The organism is Pseudomonadota bacterium (assembly GCA_039815145.1).
In the GTDB taxonomy this organism is placed as follows: domain Bacteria; phylum Pseudomonadota; class Gammaproteobacteria; order Steroidobacterales; family JBCBZW01; genus JBCBZW01.
This window is the reverse complement of sequence record JBCBZW010000111.1, coordinates 1-17,261: the sequence shown is the minus strand read 5'-3', so window position 1 is coordinate 17,261 and position 17,261 is coordinate 1. Positions and strand designations below refer to the sequence as shown.

Below are 17,261 nucleotides of genomic sequence, written 5' to 3'. Positions count from 1 at the left end.
TCGTGTTGTAGAGAGCGCCGTGGTAGATGTCGGTGCCTAGGTAGTCGGGCACTTGCTCCCGGGAGAGCATCGTCAGGTATTCGCCCATACCCCGTGCGTGCCCCTGATCGTGCATCGCCTGCAGCTCTGGCATGTGCCTGGGTGTGTAGGCGGCGTGGAGGTGGCCATGTTTGAGATCGCAGGCTATGCCGTACTTCTCGATCCTGCCCTTGATGATGTCGTGACCGCGCCAGCGCATGCGCCACACGTAGTCTTCGGCGGCCGAACCCATTCGCTTGCGTAGCGCCTTGGTCATCGCCGCATCACCCGACAGACTGCCGGTGATCTGTCCGCCGTTGCGCCCAGTGGCACCCCAAGCAATCTTGTTCGCCTCTACCACCACGACCTTGAAGCCACGCTCCGCCAGTTCCAGGGCGGTGTTCACCCCGCTGAACCCACCGCCGATCACAGCGATATCCGCGCTTAGGTCACCGCGCAGCTCAGGGTAATCCGATTCCTGCAGGATCGTCGCGTTGTAGTAGGAACTACACCTCGGATGTGAGTCAGGCATGGGCAACCGCGTTGCGCGTCAGGGGATGGTAGCGACGCCAAATCACGATGGCGGCCACGATGCCGAGGGGAATGAAGAGTAACGCTGGGCCGAAGGCGATCCACGGCTCGGCTTCACTCCAGTTCAAGCTGTCGCCGGGGCCGATCGTGCCGCGCCCCCGTTGTACCGGGCGTACATAGAAGTTAAGCAGCAGAAACGGCATCAGCACGCCGTAGGTCACCAGCAGCACCGGTGCGATCAGCGTGGTTCGCACCTTGTCCGCATCGCGGTCGGTCTCGGGTGTCTCGTGCAATTGCTTCCGGTAGGTGCGTTCCTCGTCGCTCGGTTGCTCGCGCCGGGCAAAGAGGTAGATCACCAGCAGGCTGGCAGCGCCGCCGAGCACGGCTGGATCGAGATAGCTGGGCAGGGAGATCACACCGAAGTAGACCAGTGCAGCCGGCACCACGTTGCCGAAGAAGCCGGCGACGATACCCCAGAAGGCGCCGTTGGCTGTGATCGATCGACTCCACACGCTCATCAATGCCACCGGCCCCCAGGAGGAGGCGAAGACGGTACCGATGAACAACATGATCCAGAACACGTTCGCCGGTAAGTTGAGGGCCAGGATCAGCACCACCACCGCGAACCCTCCCATCAGCAGTCGCGTCGTGCGCAGTTGCAGGGCACCGCGTTCGGGCCCCACATCGTTGCTCAGGCTGAAGCCCACGAGGGAGAGGAAGGTGGATGCGGAGGACAAGCCGGCCGCCGCGATACCGGCCAGCATCAAGGCCCCGAGGAGTTCCGGCACCAGGTGCTGGGAGGCCCACACGATCACCCGCTCTGAGGGCTCGATCGCGGGGTCCGCCAGGTTGATGATGCCACCGGTGCCGTAGATGAGGATCTGCAGAAAGATGATGGCGAAGCTCGCGTAGATCGCCCCGCGCAGGACCACGTGTTCGTCTCGCGCCATCAGGTGGCGACTGGCCTGCCAGGGGCCGACCGCGTATACGAGGCTCCAAGCCCCATCGACGATCACCAGCCAGATGAGAAAATCCCAGGCTGTCGGCCAGTCCGTGCCCTCACCGATCGTGCCATGCCAGGCCGTGATGTCCGGCTTAGGGCTCTCTCGCGTGAGCGTCTCGATCGCCTGCCCCACGCCGCCGAAGCCGTCGAAGACGAAGTAGCCGAAGAGCACCGTGGCTCCGCAGAAGAGCAGGAACATCAGGGTGTCGGTGATCACCACGCCTTTGGAGCCGGCGTAGAGCGTGAAAGCGGTGTAGCTGATCCAGGCCACGACCACGGCCTGGCCATAGCTCAACGGGGTGATGTCGGCGAGCAGGATCGCGGACCCCTGAGTGACCACCAGCAGGTACCCGCCGAGGCCGAGGACGATGGTGGCGCCGGCGGCCCGCTGCACGCGTCGGCTGCGAAAGCGCTGTCCCAGGTAGTCGGCCACCGTGGGTGCGCGGCTGCGGCGCAGGAAGGTGCCGAAGAACAGGGCGCCGTAGATGTAGCCGGTGATGGCGATGCCGGGCAGGAGCAGGTAGGGACCTACCCAGCCATCGTAGGTGAAGCCAGCCTCGCCGAGGAAAACCGACGTGCTGAACAAGCTTGCGACCAGCGTGCCTACGATCAGCAACGTGGGGGCGCGTCGCCCGGCGACGAAATAGTCGTCGATCGACTTCACGCTGCGTCCGCTGTAGCCGCCGATGGCGGCGAAGACGACCACGCTGATCGCAATCGTCAAGCTGTAGCTGTCCATCGCTGGTGACCGTCTCCCCGGGGCGAGGGCGTCGGCGGGCGCAAGGCCCGACCCAAGGCGACAGAAAATACACACATCCAGCCAGAACGCGATTCCCGGCCTACCCGCCTACACTCCTGGTGGCCGCCACCTGCCCTGTGAGGATGGCGAATTATTCGGTACGCTCCGAGCCCGCCTGTCGCGCGCCAAGGAGCTAGCCGTGGCCATCAAAGCAGCGCCTGCCGTCCCTATTCTGCGCAGCTTCGACGAGGCGCAGGCACGCGCGTTCTACATCGACTTCCTAGGCTTCGAGGTCACGTTCGAGCATCGCTTTGAACCGGAGACACCCTTGTACCTGGGGCTTGCGCCTCGGCGACTGCCAGCTGCACCTGTCAGAGCACTTTGGCGACGCTGCGCCCGGAGCTTCCATGCGCATCGAGGTGGACGACGTGGAGGCCTACGTTGCGGCCCTGCGAGCCAAGCGCTATCGCCACGCGCGGCCACAGGTGCACGAACAGCCCTGGGGTACCCGTGATATGTCTATCGACGATCCCTTTGGCAATCGCCTCATCTTCTTCGATGAACAATCCGGCCAGGACTAGGCGCTCGCACGACGCGGACTAGCGCCCTACACTGGCACGATGGATATTGCACACCCGCTCAACGATCTAGGGCCGATCTCCGTGGCGCCGCTCAGCGAAGCGATCCTCGCCTTCGAGGACGAGGTATGGCGCGAAGAGCAACTGCGGCAGAAGAAGTACAGCGAGGTTCACTACAACACCGAGTCTGTGATCCTGATCTTCTGCAATCACGATGACTGGCCCAGCATCGAGGTGGTCAAGGGCAACGGGTGGGATCGCCTGGCGCAGCTGGCCTTGCCCCTCATGCACGACATCATCGGCAAGCACTTCGTGCCAGGCGGCACGATCATTCGTGCGATGGCGGCGAAGCTCAAAGCAGGTACCACGATCACGCCGCACACGGACAACCATCCCTCCTTCCGCCACAGCCATCGCATCCACGTGCCGATCACCACCAACCGCAAGGTGCGCTTCATGATCGACGGCAGACCGCACCGCTTGGAGGTGGGCCATGCTTACGAGATTAACAACCAGAAGCGCCATGGCGTAATGAACGGCGGTGAGGAAGACCGCATTACGTTCATCTTCGACTACATCCCCGGCCAGGTGGCCTGAACGATGGCCAGGCTGATCGCCACCTCGGTCGTCCGCGGCAGCCACCAGGGGGAGAGCCACGGCGGCGTCTACCTCATCGACACCGAGGCGGACGCGCTACTCAATCCCGTCACCTGGGACAACCTTGACATCGACTGGAGCGGTCGCGGTTGGGATCGCGGCCTGCGTGGCATCGCCTTCCACGAGGAGGGTATTTTCATCGCCGCGAGCGATGAGATCTTCCTGTTCGATCAGCAGTTCAAGATTCTCAAGTCCTATCGAAACCCTTATCTCAAGCATTGCCACGAGATCAGCCTGTTCGGCGGCCATCTCTTCATCAGTTCGACGGGCTACGACAGCATCATCGGCCTCAACCTCGAATCGGAAGAGTTCGATTGGGGCTTGCACGTGTTGTCCGAAGGGGCGGCATTCGGGGCCAAGCGCTTCGACCCGCGCCAGGATGATGGCCCCCTGATGCTGAACAAGCTGCACCTGAACAACGTGTTTTGCGAGGCGGGTGGAATGTTCATCAGCGGCCTGCGCTCGCAGGCGCTGCTGCGCTTCAACGGTAAGGCCTTGGGTGTCATGAGTACCCTGCCGGCCGGCGTGCACAACGCCCGCCCCTTCGGTGATGGCATCCTGTTCAACGATACGCAAGCGGACGCCGTGCGCTTCGAGAGTCCGGGCAAGCGCAAGGCCTACCGAGTGCCACGCTTCGCTGAGCACAAGCTCACGCACACGGAGCTGGACGATTCGAAGATCGCGCGCCAGGGTTTCGGACGGGGGCTCTGTGCGATCGATGAGCATCTCATCGCCGCGGGCTCATCGCCCTCCACGGTGGCGCTCTACGATCTGCGCGAGCAACGACCGATCAAACTGATCAACCTCACGATGGATGTGCGCAACGCGATCCACGGCCTTGCCCTGTGGCCCTACGCGTGGCCTCAGGAATGACCTGAGGCGACGTCTCAGCGAAGGCTCGCGGGACGATCCTCGGCGGGAAGCCGCATGAGTACGGGCTCGAGGTAGTCGATCAGCTCATCGAGCTGAGCTTCATAGCGCCGCCACAGGGCCACGGAGCTCGAGTAGATGGGCTGGCGAACCTGCTCGGAGCTGGCGGTGCGCACCGCACGCTTGTTCTCGTGGAAGGCGAGCATGCCCTCTTCCCACGGCAGTCCACAGTGGTTGGCGATGGCGCGCGCCTGGGTCTCGAGGTCTGCCACGGTCTGTTCGTAGTGCACCGTCAGGACCTTCCCCGGGAGCACCTCTGCCCAGTGGTCCATCAGGCGGATGTACTGGGAGTAGTAGTGGGCCAGGTCGTAGAGATCGTAGGAGAACACCTGGCCGCTGGCGAAGAGCTGCTTGAAGGTGCCGAGGCAGCTGTCGAGAGGGTGGCGTCGGGCGTCGATCACCTTGGCGTTCGGCAGAATCGTGTGCAGGAAGCCGATGGCGGGGAAGTTGTTGGGCATCTTGTCGGTGAAGTACGCCGACCCCGTACGGTGCTTCGCGGTGTTCTCGATGTACTCCTGACCGATACCTTCGATGTGGTGCGCGGCCAGCTCGTGCATCACCTGGGGGTAGCGGATGCCGTCCGTACGGTTGAGGCCGGACTGGGTGGCGGCGCGCAGCAGATAGTGGAGCTCCGCCGTGCCCTCCACCTGTGAGTGGCTCGCGAGAATCTGCTCGAGCAGGGTGGAGCCGGAGCGAGGGAGGCCGAGGATCAGGATCGGTGAATCATCCGCGTAGCCCCAACCTTCGCGCTCGGCGAAGAACTCGCGCGTGAACACCTCGATGATCCGATCGGTGCTGTCCTGAAACTCGATCGGATCGTAGGTGACCTTGAAGCGCTTCTTGCTGTTGCCGTGGTAGTAGTGCTCGAAGGCCTTGGAGTAGTCGCCGCGATCCTCCCAGGCCTTGCCGAGGGCAAAGCTGAAGGCAATCTCCGCGTCCTGGGCTTCCTCGTCCGTGGCGTCGGTGACGTTGGCCAGGTGCGTCCCCATCGCTGCCAGTTCGTCGTCGTCGAAGCGGAAGGTCTTGAGGTTGGCGAGGCTCCAGTAGGCTTCGCCGAAATCCCCTTTGACCTCGATGCAGCGCCGGTAAGCCTCGATCGCCTCCTCCTGCTGTCCCAGGGTCTTCAGGGCATGGCCCAGGCAAAGCCATGAGGGGAAGTGATCGTCGCTGATGGCGAGGGATTTGCGCAGCCAGTCGACGGACGCGTCCAGGTCGCTGGCCTTCATGGCGTTGGCGCCCAGGCGCTCGAGCGTGTGCACGGATCCCGGTTGCAAGGCGAGGGCCTCGCGGTAGGCGGCGTCGGCCTCGTCGAACTTCTGTTGCTCGCTGAGCGCCGTGCCGAGGTTGATCCAGGCCTTCCAGAAATCCGGCGCCAGCTGCACGGCGCGGCGGAACATGGCGGTGGCGTCGTCGTAGCGCTCGCGCTTGACGTTGAGCACGCCGAGCAAGCGTAGGGCGTCTACGTCGTTCGGATTCTTGCGCAGCAGATCGCGATAGATCTTCTCCGCCTTCGCCACTTCGCCCGCATTGGCGTGCTCCATGGCGTCGGCCAGGGCCCGCTTTTGCGGATCGTTGAGCAGAGACTCGCCGAACAGCTTTTCCGCCTCGGCGTCGCGGCCGATGATGCTGAGCAGCTCGCCCAGGCGTTGCTGCACTGGGGCTGGATCGTTCGAGTGCTTGATGGCGAGGCGCATGGAGGTGATCGCCTCTTCGAACTTGCGCTGGTTCAGCTGAACGTTGGCGAGGTCCTCGTACACCGGTGCGTGCTGAGGGGCGAGGCGGATGACGTGGGTGAACTTGGCCTCGGCCTCAGGGAACTGCTCCTGGCGTGCCAGGGAAATACCTTGGAGGCGCAGGAGGTTTGGATCGTTCATGTGCGCGGTGAGCGCGTCCGTCAGGAGCTGGTCGGCCGCGTTCAGCTCACCTGCCTGGATGAGGGATGCGGCCTTCTGAAAGGCCTGCCTGGGGTCGAGGGTGTTGCCGCCGTTCGCCAAGGTGAAACGCTTCCTTGTGCCTTGGTGTTACGCAAAGCCTATCACCGCGGGCCGGGGGCGTCGTCGCGTCACGTTGCCGGGTGAGGAGCCCGGCAACGTGGGGCTGGGGAGGGGGGTCAGAACTCGTAGAACATGCCCACGGAGACCTCCCGCGGGCGCAGGGTGAAGGCGCGATCATCGCCGAAGCGCGGCGCGATGAAGGTGAGAGCGCGTTCATCCCAGAGATTGTCGATGCCGAGCCAGACGGTCCAATTGCTGTCCGACTCGATCGTGAAGTACAAGGATCCGACGTCGTAAGCCGGCTGGGTCCGCGGCACGGAGGCCTGGGCGCCGAACAGGGAGACCGATGCGTTGGTGCCGTTTACCGACTCGTCGGTGAAGTTGTAGTCGAAGCGCGCGGTGAGCGAGAGCCCGCGCCATGGAAGATCCGTCGAGTACAGCAGGTTGGCGGCCACCTTCCACTCAGGGACCACGGGCAGCGGATCGCCGGCCAAGCCAGCGATGATCGTCCCGTTGTTGATGACGATGTCATCGTCGATCCGCGCATCCAGATAGGTCGCGGACGCGTTCAGCTCCCACTTGTTGCTGATCTTCCAGGCCGTCGTGGCTTCGAAGCCGTCGATCGAGGCGCTGCCAGCGTTCACCGTGGTCGATCCCGCGATCGGGATCTGCACCTGAATCTGGTAGTCCTCCCAGTTCATCATGAAGGCGGTGATGTTGGTGAGCAGGCGCCCACCGAGCCAGGTGGCCTTGGCCCCGATCTCGAAGTTGTTCAGCTGGTCGGGGCCGAAGAACAAGGGAGCGCCGAGGGCGATCGTGCTTGGGTTCTGCTGTACGCCGCCGTTCTGTCCGCCGGGTCTCACGCCCTCGGAGTAGGTGGCGTAGATCAGGCTGTCGTCCGTCGGCGTCCAGCTCACGTTTACGCGAGGGCTGAAGTCCTCGGTCGTCTCCTCCGCATCGAAGTCATCGGACACGTTGCCGACGAACAGGGAGTTCTCCCGTATGCGCCGTTCGGTCGTGAACCATCGGCCACCACCAGTCACCGTGAAGTCGTCGGTGAGGCGGAAGCTCACCTCACCGAACCCGGCGATGGTTTCGATGTCCTGCAACTGACCGTTGCCCTGACCGCCGGCGAACCCGTTGTAGGTCAGGTCGCTGCGGAAGCCCTGGTCGAACCAGTCGTTGGTCGGCGCGACACCGTAGTAGGTGAAGATGGAGCCGCCGCCGCCGTTGGCGGCGAAGTCGTCCACGAAGGACAGGTAGTCCCAGTCGTTGTTGGTGCGCTCGTAAAAGGCGCCGACCAGCCAGTTGAACTTGTTGGTGCCCGTGTCCTTGGACACGAGACGGATCTCCTGGGCGAAGGACTTGACCTGCTGGCGCAGGCTGATCAAACCGGTGGGATCCGGGCCGAAGTCGTTGTAGTTAACGAAGAGGTAGCAGTAGGCGGTGGCGGCACAGGTGTCGTAGTCCAGGAACTCGCGGATGCCCGTGTAGTACTCGGCGATGTTCAGACCATTGATCTTGTAGCTGGTCATGTACGCCGTGGAGTCGAGATCGTAGTCGATGTCCCGATTGTGCGTGCCGCCGGCGATGGTCAGATCGGCAAAGCCGAGATCGCCCTGGACGATAAGCGAGAGGTTGTACCACTCGTCATCGCGCTGCTCTTCTTTGAACTTGATCGTTTCCAGATCGCCGAAGGCAGGGTTGAAGTCGAAGCCAGCGCCAATCTCGGAGCGCTGGTAGATCACACCCGTATCGATGGTCCAGTCATCGTTAGGCTGCCAGCGCAGGTAGAGGCGCCCGCCCTGGGCGGTCCAGTCGTTGAAGTTGTTCTCGACCAGATCGGCATTGTCCCGGTCGCCGTTCTCTTCGGAGTAGGCACTGGTGGTACCGAGGACGTTGTCGATGAAACCGCCCTCGTGCTCGTGGAAGCCGACCAGGCGCACGGCCAGCTTGTTTTCCACCAGCACCAGATTGGCCACGCCGCTAGCGTTGAAGGAAGCATCGCCGCCGCTCGGCAGACCTCCTTCGAGCTGCAGGTTGCCGCCATTCTCAGTTGTATCAGGCTTATTGGTGACGATCTTCAAGGTGCCGGACTGGGAGCCAGCGCCGTACAGCGTTGGCTGGGGCCCGGAGAGCGCCTCCAGGCGCTCGATATCGTATAGGCGCACGTCCGCGTTCTGGCCGTCGCGCGTGATGGGAATCTCATCGAGGTAGAGCGTCGAGGAGCTGATCGTGTCAAAGCCACTCGGCTGAGAGACGGCGCCGCGGAAGACGATGGTCGACGCGCCAGGGCCGGATGTACCGAAGGTGACGCTCGTGAGGTCCCGGGCATAATCCTCGAAACCGCGAGCCATGCTCTCACGCAAGTCCTCACCGCTGAGGGCTTGGATGTAGAGGGGAACGTCCTGCACGTCCTGGGCACGACGCCGCGACGTGACCACAATCTCCTCGAGGGCTTCCTGTGCGCCCGCGGGGCGCGGCAGGGTGCCGAGGGCGGCTGCCACGGCGACGGCCAGGCTCGAGTAGATCAACGGGTTTCGATGACACCGCATCAGGTTAGCTCCCCTTAGCTTCCTTGACCCGATCGAGTGTCAGTGAAGCCGAAGCGGCCATTCGTCCTGTCCTATAGGGGGGAAGGATTAGGAATCAGGAAAGTTTTCCGACCGTTTCTAGCCCTGTAGGCTCCGATGCCTGGCGCACGTGAAACGCCGTAAGTTTGCTAATGGCAGCCTTGGCTCGGTGCTAGGAAGTCAGCGCGACGGCCTGCTCAGGCGGGAGTGCACTAGGAACGACAGGGCCAGACCGGTCGCCAGGATGGCGGCAGAAATCGCGGGACGAAACGCCATGTCGACGGCCCATATCTCCTTGTACTCCAACCAATAGTGCAGGAAGAGAGCTCCGCCCCAAGGCAGGAGGGAGACGAAGATGCGGGTGATCTTGTGTAGCAGCGCTTGCGTTGGCGTCTGGTCAGCGGTGGTGGACACGGCGCGGCCCTCCGCGGTTGGCGTGGTTGGCAGGCGGAGCCTAGCGCGATTGCAGCCCGCGGGGCAAAGCACGGTTGGCGGCGCTGTAACGCGCCTATACCATCGCCCTCGGCAGCAGGTAAGTTCCCGCAAGGGCAAAGGCGAAGGCCTCGGCTTGGCGATCAACAGGTGACCCGCAGTGAGTGAAGCTCTCCGTGCACGCTACCTAAACGGTTGGCCCCTTTACTGGCTGATCACCGTGCCCATGAACGCGTTCATGGTGTTGGCGATGGCGGGCTACGACCTGACGTCCCCGCAAGACATCTCGCACATGATCTCCTACTCCGTGCGCTGGTCCGTGCCGTTCATCTACCTAGTCGTGGCCTCCTCCGCCCTACCGGTGTTGCTGCCGAGTGAGCTCAGCCGCTGGTGCTTGCGCAATCGACGCTACATCGGCCTGGTCTTCGCCACCGCGATGGCCTGGCAAGGCCTGTTCATCTTCATCACCACCACGCTGCACACGGGCTATTACTACGAGGAGGTGTACGCCCTTCGCGATGAGCTGGAAGGCACCAGCGGTTACCTGTTCCTGGCCGCGATGGTGCTCACCTCCTTCCGCTTTGGGCGCAAGCACCTCAGCAACGCCCAGTGGAAGGTGCTCCATCGCAGCGGTGTGTACTTTTTGTGGGCCTACCCCTTCTCCGTGTACTGGTGGAACGTCTTCTATTACGACAACCCTGAGCTGCTCGACTACGCGTTCTACGTGGTCGGCTTCCTAGCCTTCGCCGCGCGCATCGCGGCGTGGGGCAAGCGCCGCGCCACTCAGGCCCAACGGGCCGGTGGCCTACAGGGGGCCACCGTTGAACGCGCGACGGGAGGTGCGCTCATCGTGCTCGGTTTGGTCGCCTCGGCAACGGGGCACCTGTGGCTCACCCCGGTGGACAACGTACTGCTCGGCACCGCGTTCCTCGAGTCGCTCGAGCTTTGGCTGCCCTTCTGGCCCTTCGAGCCCTTCCTGCCGCTGATCGCGATCGGCCTGGGCACGTGGCTCATGACGGGCGCCCTGCGTGAGCCGACACCGGCCACGTTGCACGGCAAGCCGACTGGGGCCTAGTGGGCCGCTTGGTAACGTTAGGAATCGCCAGCCCATGACCCTGTCCCTCGATGACGTCGGCCTGCTGAGGACCCAGGCCTACATCGACGGTCAGTGGACCGACGCCGAGGACGGCAGCACCCGTCCCGTGCACAATCCCGCCACCGGCGAGATCATCGCCCGGGTGGCCAATTGCGGCGCGCACGAGACGGAACGGGCGATCGCCGCCGCCGCCGCCGCGATGCCTGCGTGGCGGGCTCGGCCGATCAAGGAACGCGCGGCCTTGCTGCGCGCGTGGTTCGAGCGGATGCTGCAAGCGCAGGAAGACCTGGCGCAGCTCCTCACGACCGAGCAAGGCAAGCCCCTAGCCGAGGCGCGCGGCGAGATCGCCTACGGGGCAAGCTACATCGAGTGGTTTGCGGAGGAGGCGAAGCGCCTCTACGGCGACGTGATCCCTGCCCCGGGCGCGGACAAACGCTTGCTAATGATCCGTCAGCCCGTCGGGGTGGTGGCGTGCATCACCCCTTGGAACTTTCCCAACGCGATGCTCACGCGCAAGATCGCGCCAGCCCTGGCTGCGGGCTGCACCGTCGTGTGCAAGCCCGCGAACGCCACGCCGCTCTCGGCTTACGCCTTCGTGGAATTGGCTACACGTGCGGGCATACCGCCCGGCGTCATCAACGTGGTGACCGGACGCACGGACCAGATCGGCAGCACACTGACCGCGAGCCCCATCGTACGCAAGCTCACCTTCACGGGCTCCACGCCCGTGGGCAAGCAGCTCACGCAGGCGTGCGCTGGCACCATGAAGCGCACGTCCATGGAGTTGGGCGGCAACGCGCCCTTCATCGTATTCGACGATGCGGACCTCGAGGCCGCGGTCGAAGGTGCCCTGCGCGCGAAGTTTCGCAACGCAGGGCAAACCTGCGTGTGCGCCAACCGCCTGCTAGTGCAGGACGGGGTGTTCGAAGCGTTCGTCGACCGCTTCGCGGCTGCTGCGAAGGCCCTTCGCCTGGGTAATGGTGCGGAGCCGGCCGTGGACCTAGGCCCCCTGATCGACAGTCGTGCGGCGAGCGACGTCATGGGTTTCATCGACGACGCGCGGGAGAAGGGCGCGACGGTGGTGACCGGCGGTGCACGCGCGGACCTTGGGGAGTGCTTTGTGCAGCCCACGGTGCTGACGGGTGTGACCCGAGAGATGCGCGGTTTTCGGGAGGAGATCTTCGGACCCGTCGCGCCGATTATGCGCTTTAGGACCGAAGACGAGGCGATCGAGATCGCTAACGACACGGAATTCGGCCTCGCTGCCTACTTCTACGCCCGTGACATCGGGCGGATCTGGCGCGTTGGTGAAGCCTTGGCATTCGGGATGGTCGGTATCAACGAGGGCATCATCTCCAACGAGATGGCGCCCTTCGGGGGGGTCAAGGAGTCCGGTCAGGGGCGCGAGGGATCGCGCTACGGCTTGGACGACTACACGGAGATGAAGTACCTCTGCATGGGAGGCATCGACCGCTAGCCTGGATTATTCATGAGTCGTCGTCGCGAGGGCGACGAGACGCGGCAAAACACGGTGTGGCGCGCAGTGGAAGGCGCGCAGGCGTACTCGACGGTACGTCGAGCACCTGGAATGAGCACGCACCGTGTTTTGCCGTGTATCGGCGGCCGCAGTAGATGACTCATGAATAATCCAGGCTAGCAGCCTGTTGCAAGCTAGCGGCCGGCGCCGAGCGATAAGTCCGTGTTCACCACTCGGAGGCGCCCGTCTCCGGGTCGTACATCTCGTGATGGAGGGTCTTGCGCTTGTCGATGAGTTCATCAAGGGTCGGCTCGCCACGCATGGCGCGGGTGACGGCCAGCTTCATCGCCTCGTAGTTGCAGCGGTACAGATCCTTGCGATCGAGGTTGGGGTCCACCGCGCACTTCGGCTCCAACCACAGCATGGCGATGATGCACAGACGCTCCGCCATCTCCCGCGGGATGACCCCCTCGATCACGCAGTCCAACACGGCGTCTGCCACCGCGGACTGGATCGGGCCGCCAAGCAATTCGATGTAAGCGTTGTTCTTCACCGTCACCTTCGGGACCATCAGCGTGGCTGGCTTGACCGCCTGGTTGGTGGCGCGGATGGCGAACATGCGCGGATGACCGGCCGTCTGGCCCATCATGTTGGCGAAGGCCTGGCCCACCGGCCCTGCGACATCACCGATGACGATCTCGGGCATTGCGTCGGTAAGCTGACCCTCCGCGGCGAACACCGTGGCTTCGCCGGTGCTGAAGGTGATCGTGTCCAATAGCGTGTCTCCCGGAAGTTGATATTAGTGAAATAGATAGCTAGCGCGTATCGGGTGCGCGTTCCTTGTAGTCGCCCGATTCGATCGGGTGGGCGGTGCTGATGTCCCAGGTGTAGAGGTAGGCGATGGCCGTCATCTCATCACCGCTGTCCATGCGTACGCGCACCTTTCGGCGCAGGAATTCGTGTGGCTCCTCCCAACGCGGGGAGCAGGCCTCGTAGTCATCGAACACCGGCAGGAGGGTTTGGGGGTCGTGCAGGCGGAAGACCTCCCCTCTCACGCGGTCGTTGGGGTTTTGCGACGGCAGGGCGGCCGGGTAGCTGTTCGGTCCCTCCTCGTCGGGGTCATCGACGATGTACAGGCGCGCCTGGATCGTGCCGGAGCCGATGCAGTCGGCGCCCTCGCTGAGCATCTTACCGAGGGGATGGTCGGCCGAGGTACGCAAGGTGCCGTACACGAAGAGATGGACGATGTCGTCTTGCAAACGCTAACGCTCCCCCGCTACTAGAGCATGTCCTGCAGCTTGTAGTACATCATCCCCAACGCCACGATCTGGTTGCCGAACCAGCGCGACCCCGGCAGGCGGAAGTGCTTCATCTGCGCGAAGAGATCGAAGCGCCGAAGGGTGCCGTCGATGGCATCGGCCATGACTTCGCCCATCAGGTGCGTGCCGCTCACGCCGTGGCCGGAGTAGCCCTGACAGTAGTACACGTGCTTGCTCACGCGACCCACGGTGGGGATGCGGTTGAGGACGATGCCGATCTTGCCCCCCCACTCGAACTCGATCTTCGCACTGGCAAGCTCCGGGTAGACCTTGAGCATGCGTGGGTGAATGAACTTGGTGATGTCTCGCGGATCGCGGCCGGAGTAGTTGCAGGCGCCGCCGTAGAGCAAGCGTCGATCGGCTGAGAGTCGATAGTAGTCGACCACGTTGTTGAGATCGCAAACGGCGACATCTTCTCGATTGATCCGGTACGCCACTTCTTCGGGGAGTGGCTCCGTGGCGATGATGTAGCTACCCGCGGGAAAGATGAGGTTGGAGAGCTTCTTCTGCTCCAGGCGCGAGTACGCATTGCCCGCCAGGATCACCGCGTTTGCCTGTACGGATCCGTTCGCCGTGTGCACGGTGGGTTTGTCGCCGTGGGTGATCTCGGTCACCGGCGACTGCTCGAAGAACTGGGCGCCGAGGCCCGTGGCCGCGTGGGCCTCACCGGTGCATAGGTTCAGGGGATGGAGGTGTCCGTCGTAGTACGAGGCGAAGGCGCCGTGGAAGGCGCCGGTACCGAGCTTCTCCTCCGTCTTCTCCTTGTCCCACACCTCGTAGCGGTGGGGGAATCCGCGTTTCTCGAGTTCTTCTGCCGCCTCGTGCGTGTAGGCCACCTGGCTTGGCTTGCGCGCAACTTCTACGTATCCGTCCTTGAAGTCGCAGGCGATGTCGTACTTACTCACGCGCTCGCGAATGATGGCGTTGCCGCGCCAGCGCATGTCCCATAGGAGATCGTCGATGCTGCCGCCGTGGCGCTTACCGATCTTCGAGAGGCCGCCAACACCGTTGATCAGCTGGCCGCCGTTGCGCCCCGACGCCCCCCAACCGACGCGATTGGCCTCGACCACCGCCACGCTGTAGCCGCGCTCGGCCAGCGTGAGGGCCGTGGCGACGCCCGTAAAGCCTGCGCCGATCACGCACACATCCGCGGTGTGTTGGCCTGCGAGCGCGGGATAGGACTGCGGATAGGTACGGCTTGCTGCGTAGTAGGAGGAGGTGTGTTCGGCGTGCTGATCGTTGCTGCTCATGTGCTCTCGCCCCGCCCCTCAGCTTGCGTCGCGCGCAAACTGCGGTAGGTCGTCGTCGATGTCATGCCACGGTGCCTTCGAGTCGACCCAGGCGTGGTAGCCACGCGGCCGTGGTGGGTCGCCTTCGATCGTGCTCATGCTGAGGTAGAGCACCTCCGGTTCGTCCTGCGGGTCGACCAGGATCGTGGAGCCGCAGCGGCTGCAGAACTTGCGTTCGTTGCGTGGCGAGGAGGTGTAGCTGCGCACGAGCGCTTCTCCTGCCACGTAGCGGAAGCGTTCTCGCTCGACGGCGGCGAAGGTGGCGTAGGCGGCGCCGTGCAGGCGCCGGCACTGAGCGCAGTGGCAATGACCGAAATCCACGATCTCGCCAGCGGCTTCGAAGCGAACCTCGTTGCACTCACAACGGCCACGGATCATCTTACGGTCCTCTTGTAGGGCGCTCAGGTTGGCGCCGCCCCGTGCGTCGCCGGGTGTTCGGTGAGCTCATCACGCCATTCGGCGATATTGACCTCGATCACGGCAAAGCCCGCGATCCAGAGGAAGGCATCCCAGACGTACAGCCACAGGCCGAGGGCACCCCAATAGGCGGCGAGGATGAGCAACACGACGTAGCAGGTGGTTTTCGTGGAGCGGGCGATCCTGGTGGCGCGCCCGCCAGTGATGCCCCGCCCCTGCAGCCGCACGACCACTTCCACGCACGCGATGATCAGCAACCAAGCGATCGTCTCAACGACGTCGGCGAGGGCGAGCAAGAACTCCCGCTGGTGCCCGTCGAGCGTGGTAACCAGAGGGTTCTTGCCGAGCCACAGAAACTCGCGTTGGTTGGTGAGCGCGTCGCAGGTCTCCTCGGTGACCGCGGTGTACTCGAGCGTGTGCACGTAGGCGACCTGCTGGTCGGTCATCTCGCACAGATCCGTCACGCCCTCTACGGGGCGGATGGCGCTGTAGTCGAGCAGCGTGCTGCTGTAGGCAAACAGGGTGTGCGCGATCATCACGTAACAGACGATACGCGCCCCGCGCACGACCCACGCGACGCGCTTGTTCCAGTGCTTGTCCTCGATCGTGTAGGTCTCGAGTTCGAACATCGCGATGAGAATCAGCCAGGCGGACGTATCGATGGACGCCGCGAACTCCTGGGTAACCTTGAGGAAGGAGGCGTTGCCGGCGATCAGCGTGTGGTAGGCACGGACCGAGTCTTCGGCCACGTAGAACCCGAGGTTCACCAGCAGGAGGAAGTAGACCAGCCACTTGAAGCCCTGCTGCAGCTTGTACAGCAGGTCTGGGTCGAGTTGGCGTAGGGCTCTTTCCATTCCCGCATGGTATCGATCGGCGGTGGGGGAGAATCTCCGCCTACACGCGCGGACGCCGGATCCAAGGGGCGCGACGGATCACGGCCTTCAGGCGAGCTTGTCGCGTAGGCGGTAGTAGATTAGGCCTAAGGCAATAAAGGGGTTTGGGAAGCGATCGGCGCCTGGCACGGCGATCGCATCGATGCCGGCAAACATATCGAAACGTTCCAGCGTTCCGCTCACGGCATCGGCGAGTACGCGAGCGGCCATGTGCGTGTTGTTCACGCCGTGTCCCGAATAGCCCTGGCAGTAAATGACGCCTGGGCCCAAACGGCCAAAGAGCGGGACGCGCTTGAGGGTCACGCCGATCGTGCCGCCCCAGGCAAAGTCGATGCGCGCGTTGGCGAGTTCGGGGTAGATGCGGGCGAGCTTCTTATGCATCCGCACTTCGATCACGCTCGGGTCTTCGCCGAAGTAGTTGATACGTCCGCCGAACAACATGCGCTTGTCGGCGGAAAGGCGGAAGTACTCCAGCACGAAGTTGGGGTCACAGATGGCAAGGTCGCGGGGGTTGATGCGCGCGACGACGTCCTCCGCCAACGGCTCGGTGCCGATGATGAAACTTCGCACGGGGAACATGCGTCGGCGCAGGTGCGGGGCCAGTTCGTGGTAGGCGTTGCCAGCGAGGACCACCGTATCCGCGTCCACGGTGCCCCGGTCGGTGATCACCCGAGGGGTCGGGCCCGGCTCGATCTTGGTCACGGGCGAGTCCTCGAAGACCTGCGCGCCGAGGCCGACGGCGGCACGGGCTTCTCCCGCGCACAGATTCAGCGGATGCAGATGGCCGCTGCCCATGTTGAGGAGGCTGCCGATGTACGCTTCGGTGCCGATCAGGGCTTGGGTCTGTTCTCGTCCGAAGAGCTCGAGCGAGTGTGGAAAGCCGCGGCCTTGAAGCGTGTCGTACTCTTCCTGGAGGGCGCGCATGTGACTCTTCGTAATCGCCACGTCCAAGTAGCCGAACTTGAGGTCGCAGTCGATCGCGTACTTCGCTACGCGCTCGCGCACGATGCGATGGCCTTCCCACGCCATCTCGGCTAACAGGGCCTCACCGTCCTGCCCCCGTGCCGCCGCGATGCGCTTGGCGCCGGGGACACCGTGGATCAGCTGACCGCCGTTGCGGCCGGAGGCACCCCACCCTACACGGTTCGCTTCGAGCACGATCACCCGATAGCCACGTTCGGCGAGTTCGACGGCGGTGGCGACACCGGTGAAGCCGCCACCGATCACGCAGACATCCGTCTTGTGCGCGCCGGTCAGGGCAGAGTAGGAGGTCAGGTCATTACGCGATGCCGCGTAGTAGGAAGTCGTGTGAGCT

At 63.8% G+C, this 17,261-nt stretch carries 15 protein-coding genes and 1 pseudogene; 5 read left to right on the top strand and 11 right to left on the bottom strand.

Annotated features, from left to right (window positions below):
* Together AAF184_20005 and AAF184_20000 are read right to left on the bottom strand one after the other, a co-directional pair.
* Positions 1-550, bottom strand: a 550-nt coding sequence (locus AAF184_20005; protein ID MEO0424632.1) for an FAD-binding oxidoreductase, incomplete at its 3' end; no start/stop codon positions are given.
* The gene (locus AAF184_20000) at positions 543-2,291 is read right to left on the bottom strand and encodes a sodium:solute symporter family protein (protein ID MEO0424631.1); all 1,749 of its coding nucleotides are present in this window, start codon (positions 2,289-2,291) and stop codon (positions 543-545) included. The genes AAF184_20005 and AAF184_20000, both read right to left, overlap by 8 nt.
* A 205-nt stretch (positions 2,292-2,496) precedes the next feature.
* Between AAF184_20000 and AAF184_19995 the strand changes: the two are divergent.
* The 3 genes and pseudogenes from AAF184_19995 (at position 2,497) to AAF184_19985 (ending at position 4,399) form a co-directional block, all read left to right on the top strand.
* Positions 2,497-2,872 (top strand): annotated as a pseudogene (locus tag AAF184_19995) (glyoxalase superfamily protein).
* 39 nt (positions 2,873-2,911) lie between these two features.
* On the top strand, positions 2,912-3,466 hold the full coding sequence (locus AAF184_19990; GenBank protein ID MEO0424630.1) for an aspartyl/asparaginyl beta-hydroxylase domain-containing protein: 555 nt from the start codon (positions 2,912-2,914) through the stop codon (positions 3,464-3,466).
* Positions 3,467-3,469: 3 nt separating this feature from the next.
* Positions 3,470-4,399, top strand: coding sequence for a hypothetical protein (locus AAF184_19985; GenBank protein MEO0424629.1), 930 nt, complete (start codon positions 3,470-3,472; stop codon positions 4,397-4,399).
* Between the two features lie 14 nt (positions 4,400-4,413).
* Here the strand turns inward: AAF184_19985 and AAF184_19980 are convergent, their stop codons facing one another.
* The 3 genes from AAF184_19980 to AAF184_19970 form a co-directional block, all read right to left on the bottom strand.
* A complete protein-coding gene (locus tag AAF184_19980; GenBank protein ID MEO0424628.1) occupies positions 4,414-6,450 on the bottom strand; it encodes a sulfotransferase in 2,037 nt (678 codons plus the stop codon).
* Positions 6,451-6,566: 116 nt separating this feature from the next.
* The gene (locus AAF184_19975; protein MEO0424627.1) at positions 6,567-9,005 is read right to left on the bottom strand and encodes a TonB-dependent receptor; all 2,439 of its coding nucleotides are present in this window, start codon (positions 9,003-9,005) and stop codon (positions 6,567-6,569) included.
* Positions 9,006-9,203: 198 nt separating this feature from the next.
* The gene (locus AAF184_19970) at positions 9,204-9,437 is read right to left on the bottom strand and encodes a hypothetical protein (GenBank protein ID MEO0424626.1); all 234 of its coding nucleotides are present in this window, start codon (positions 9,435-9,437) and stop codon (positions 9,204-9,206) included.
* A gap of 178 nt (positions 9,438-9,615) precedes the next feature.
* Between AAF184_19970 and AAF184_19965 the strand changes: the two genes are divergently transcribed.
* Both AAF184_19965 and AAF184_19960 read left to right on the top strand, forming a co-directional pair.
* A complete protein-coding gene (locus AAF184_19965; protein MEO0424625.1) occupies positions 9,616-10,530 on the top strand; it encodes a hypothetical protein in 915 nt (304 codons plus the stop codon).
* A 34-nt stretch (positions 10,531-10,564) separates the two neighbouring features.
* Complete coding sequence (locus AAF184_19960; GenBank protein MEO0424624.1) at positions 10,565-12,028, top strand: NAD-dependent succinate-semialdehyde dehydrogenase; 1,464 nt, start codon at positions 10,565-10,567, stop codon at positions 12,026-12,028.
* Positions 12,029-12,254: 226 nt separating this feature from the next.
* Here AAF184_19960 and fae read toward each other — a convergent pair whose 3' ends face one another.
* From fae to AAF184_19930, 6 genes are all read right to left on the bottom strand, one after another.
* Entirely contained in the window at positions 12,255-12,803 is a 549-nt protein-coding gene (gene fae, locus AAF184_19955; protein ID MEO0424623.1) for a formaldehyde-activating enzyme, read from the bottom strand.
* Between the two features lie 40 nt (positions 12,804-12,843).
* On the bottom strand, positions 12,844-13,287 hold the full coding sequence (locus AAF184_19950) for a gamma-glutamylcyclotransferase family protein (protein MEO0424622.1): 444 nt from the start codon (positions 13,285-13,287) through the stop codon (positions 12,844-12,846).
* Positions 13,288-13,307: 20 nt separating this feature from the next.
* Positions 13,308-14,597 carry an FAD-binding oxidoreductase gene (locus tag AAF184_19945; GenBank protein ID MEO0424621.1) on the bottom strand — a complete coding sequence of 430 codons (1,290 nt, stop codon included), beginning with the start codon at positions 14,595-14,597 and terminating at the stop codon, positions 13,308-13,310.
* Positions 14,598-14,615: 18 nt separating this feature from the next.
* Positions 14,616-15,014: a GFA family protein gene (locus AAF184_19940; protein ID MEO0424620.1), complete on the bottom strand. Its 399-nt coding sequence runs from the start codon at positions 15,012-15,014 to the stop codon at positions 14,616-14,618.
* A gap of 23 nt (positions 15,015-15,037) precedes the next feature.
* Positions 15,038-15,907 carry a hypothetical protein gene (locus AAF184_19935; GenBank protein MEO0424619.1) on the bottom strand — a complete coding sequence of 290 codons (870 nt, stop codon included), beginning with the start codon at positions 15,905-15,907 and terminating at the stop codon, positions 15,038-15,040.
* An 87-nt stretch (positions 15,908-15,994) separates the two neighbouring features.
* Positions 15,995-17,261: FAD-binding oxidoreductase (locus AAF184_19930; GenBank protein MEO0424618.1), on the bottom strand; the 1,267-nt coding region annotated here is incomplete at its 5' end.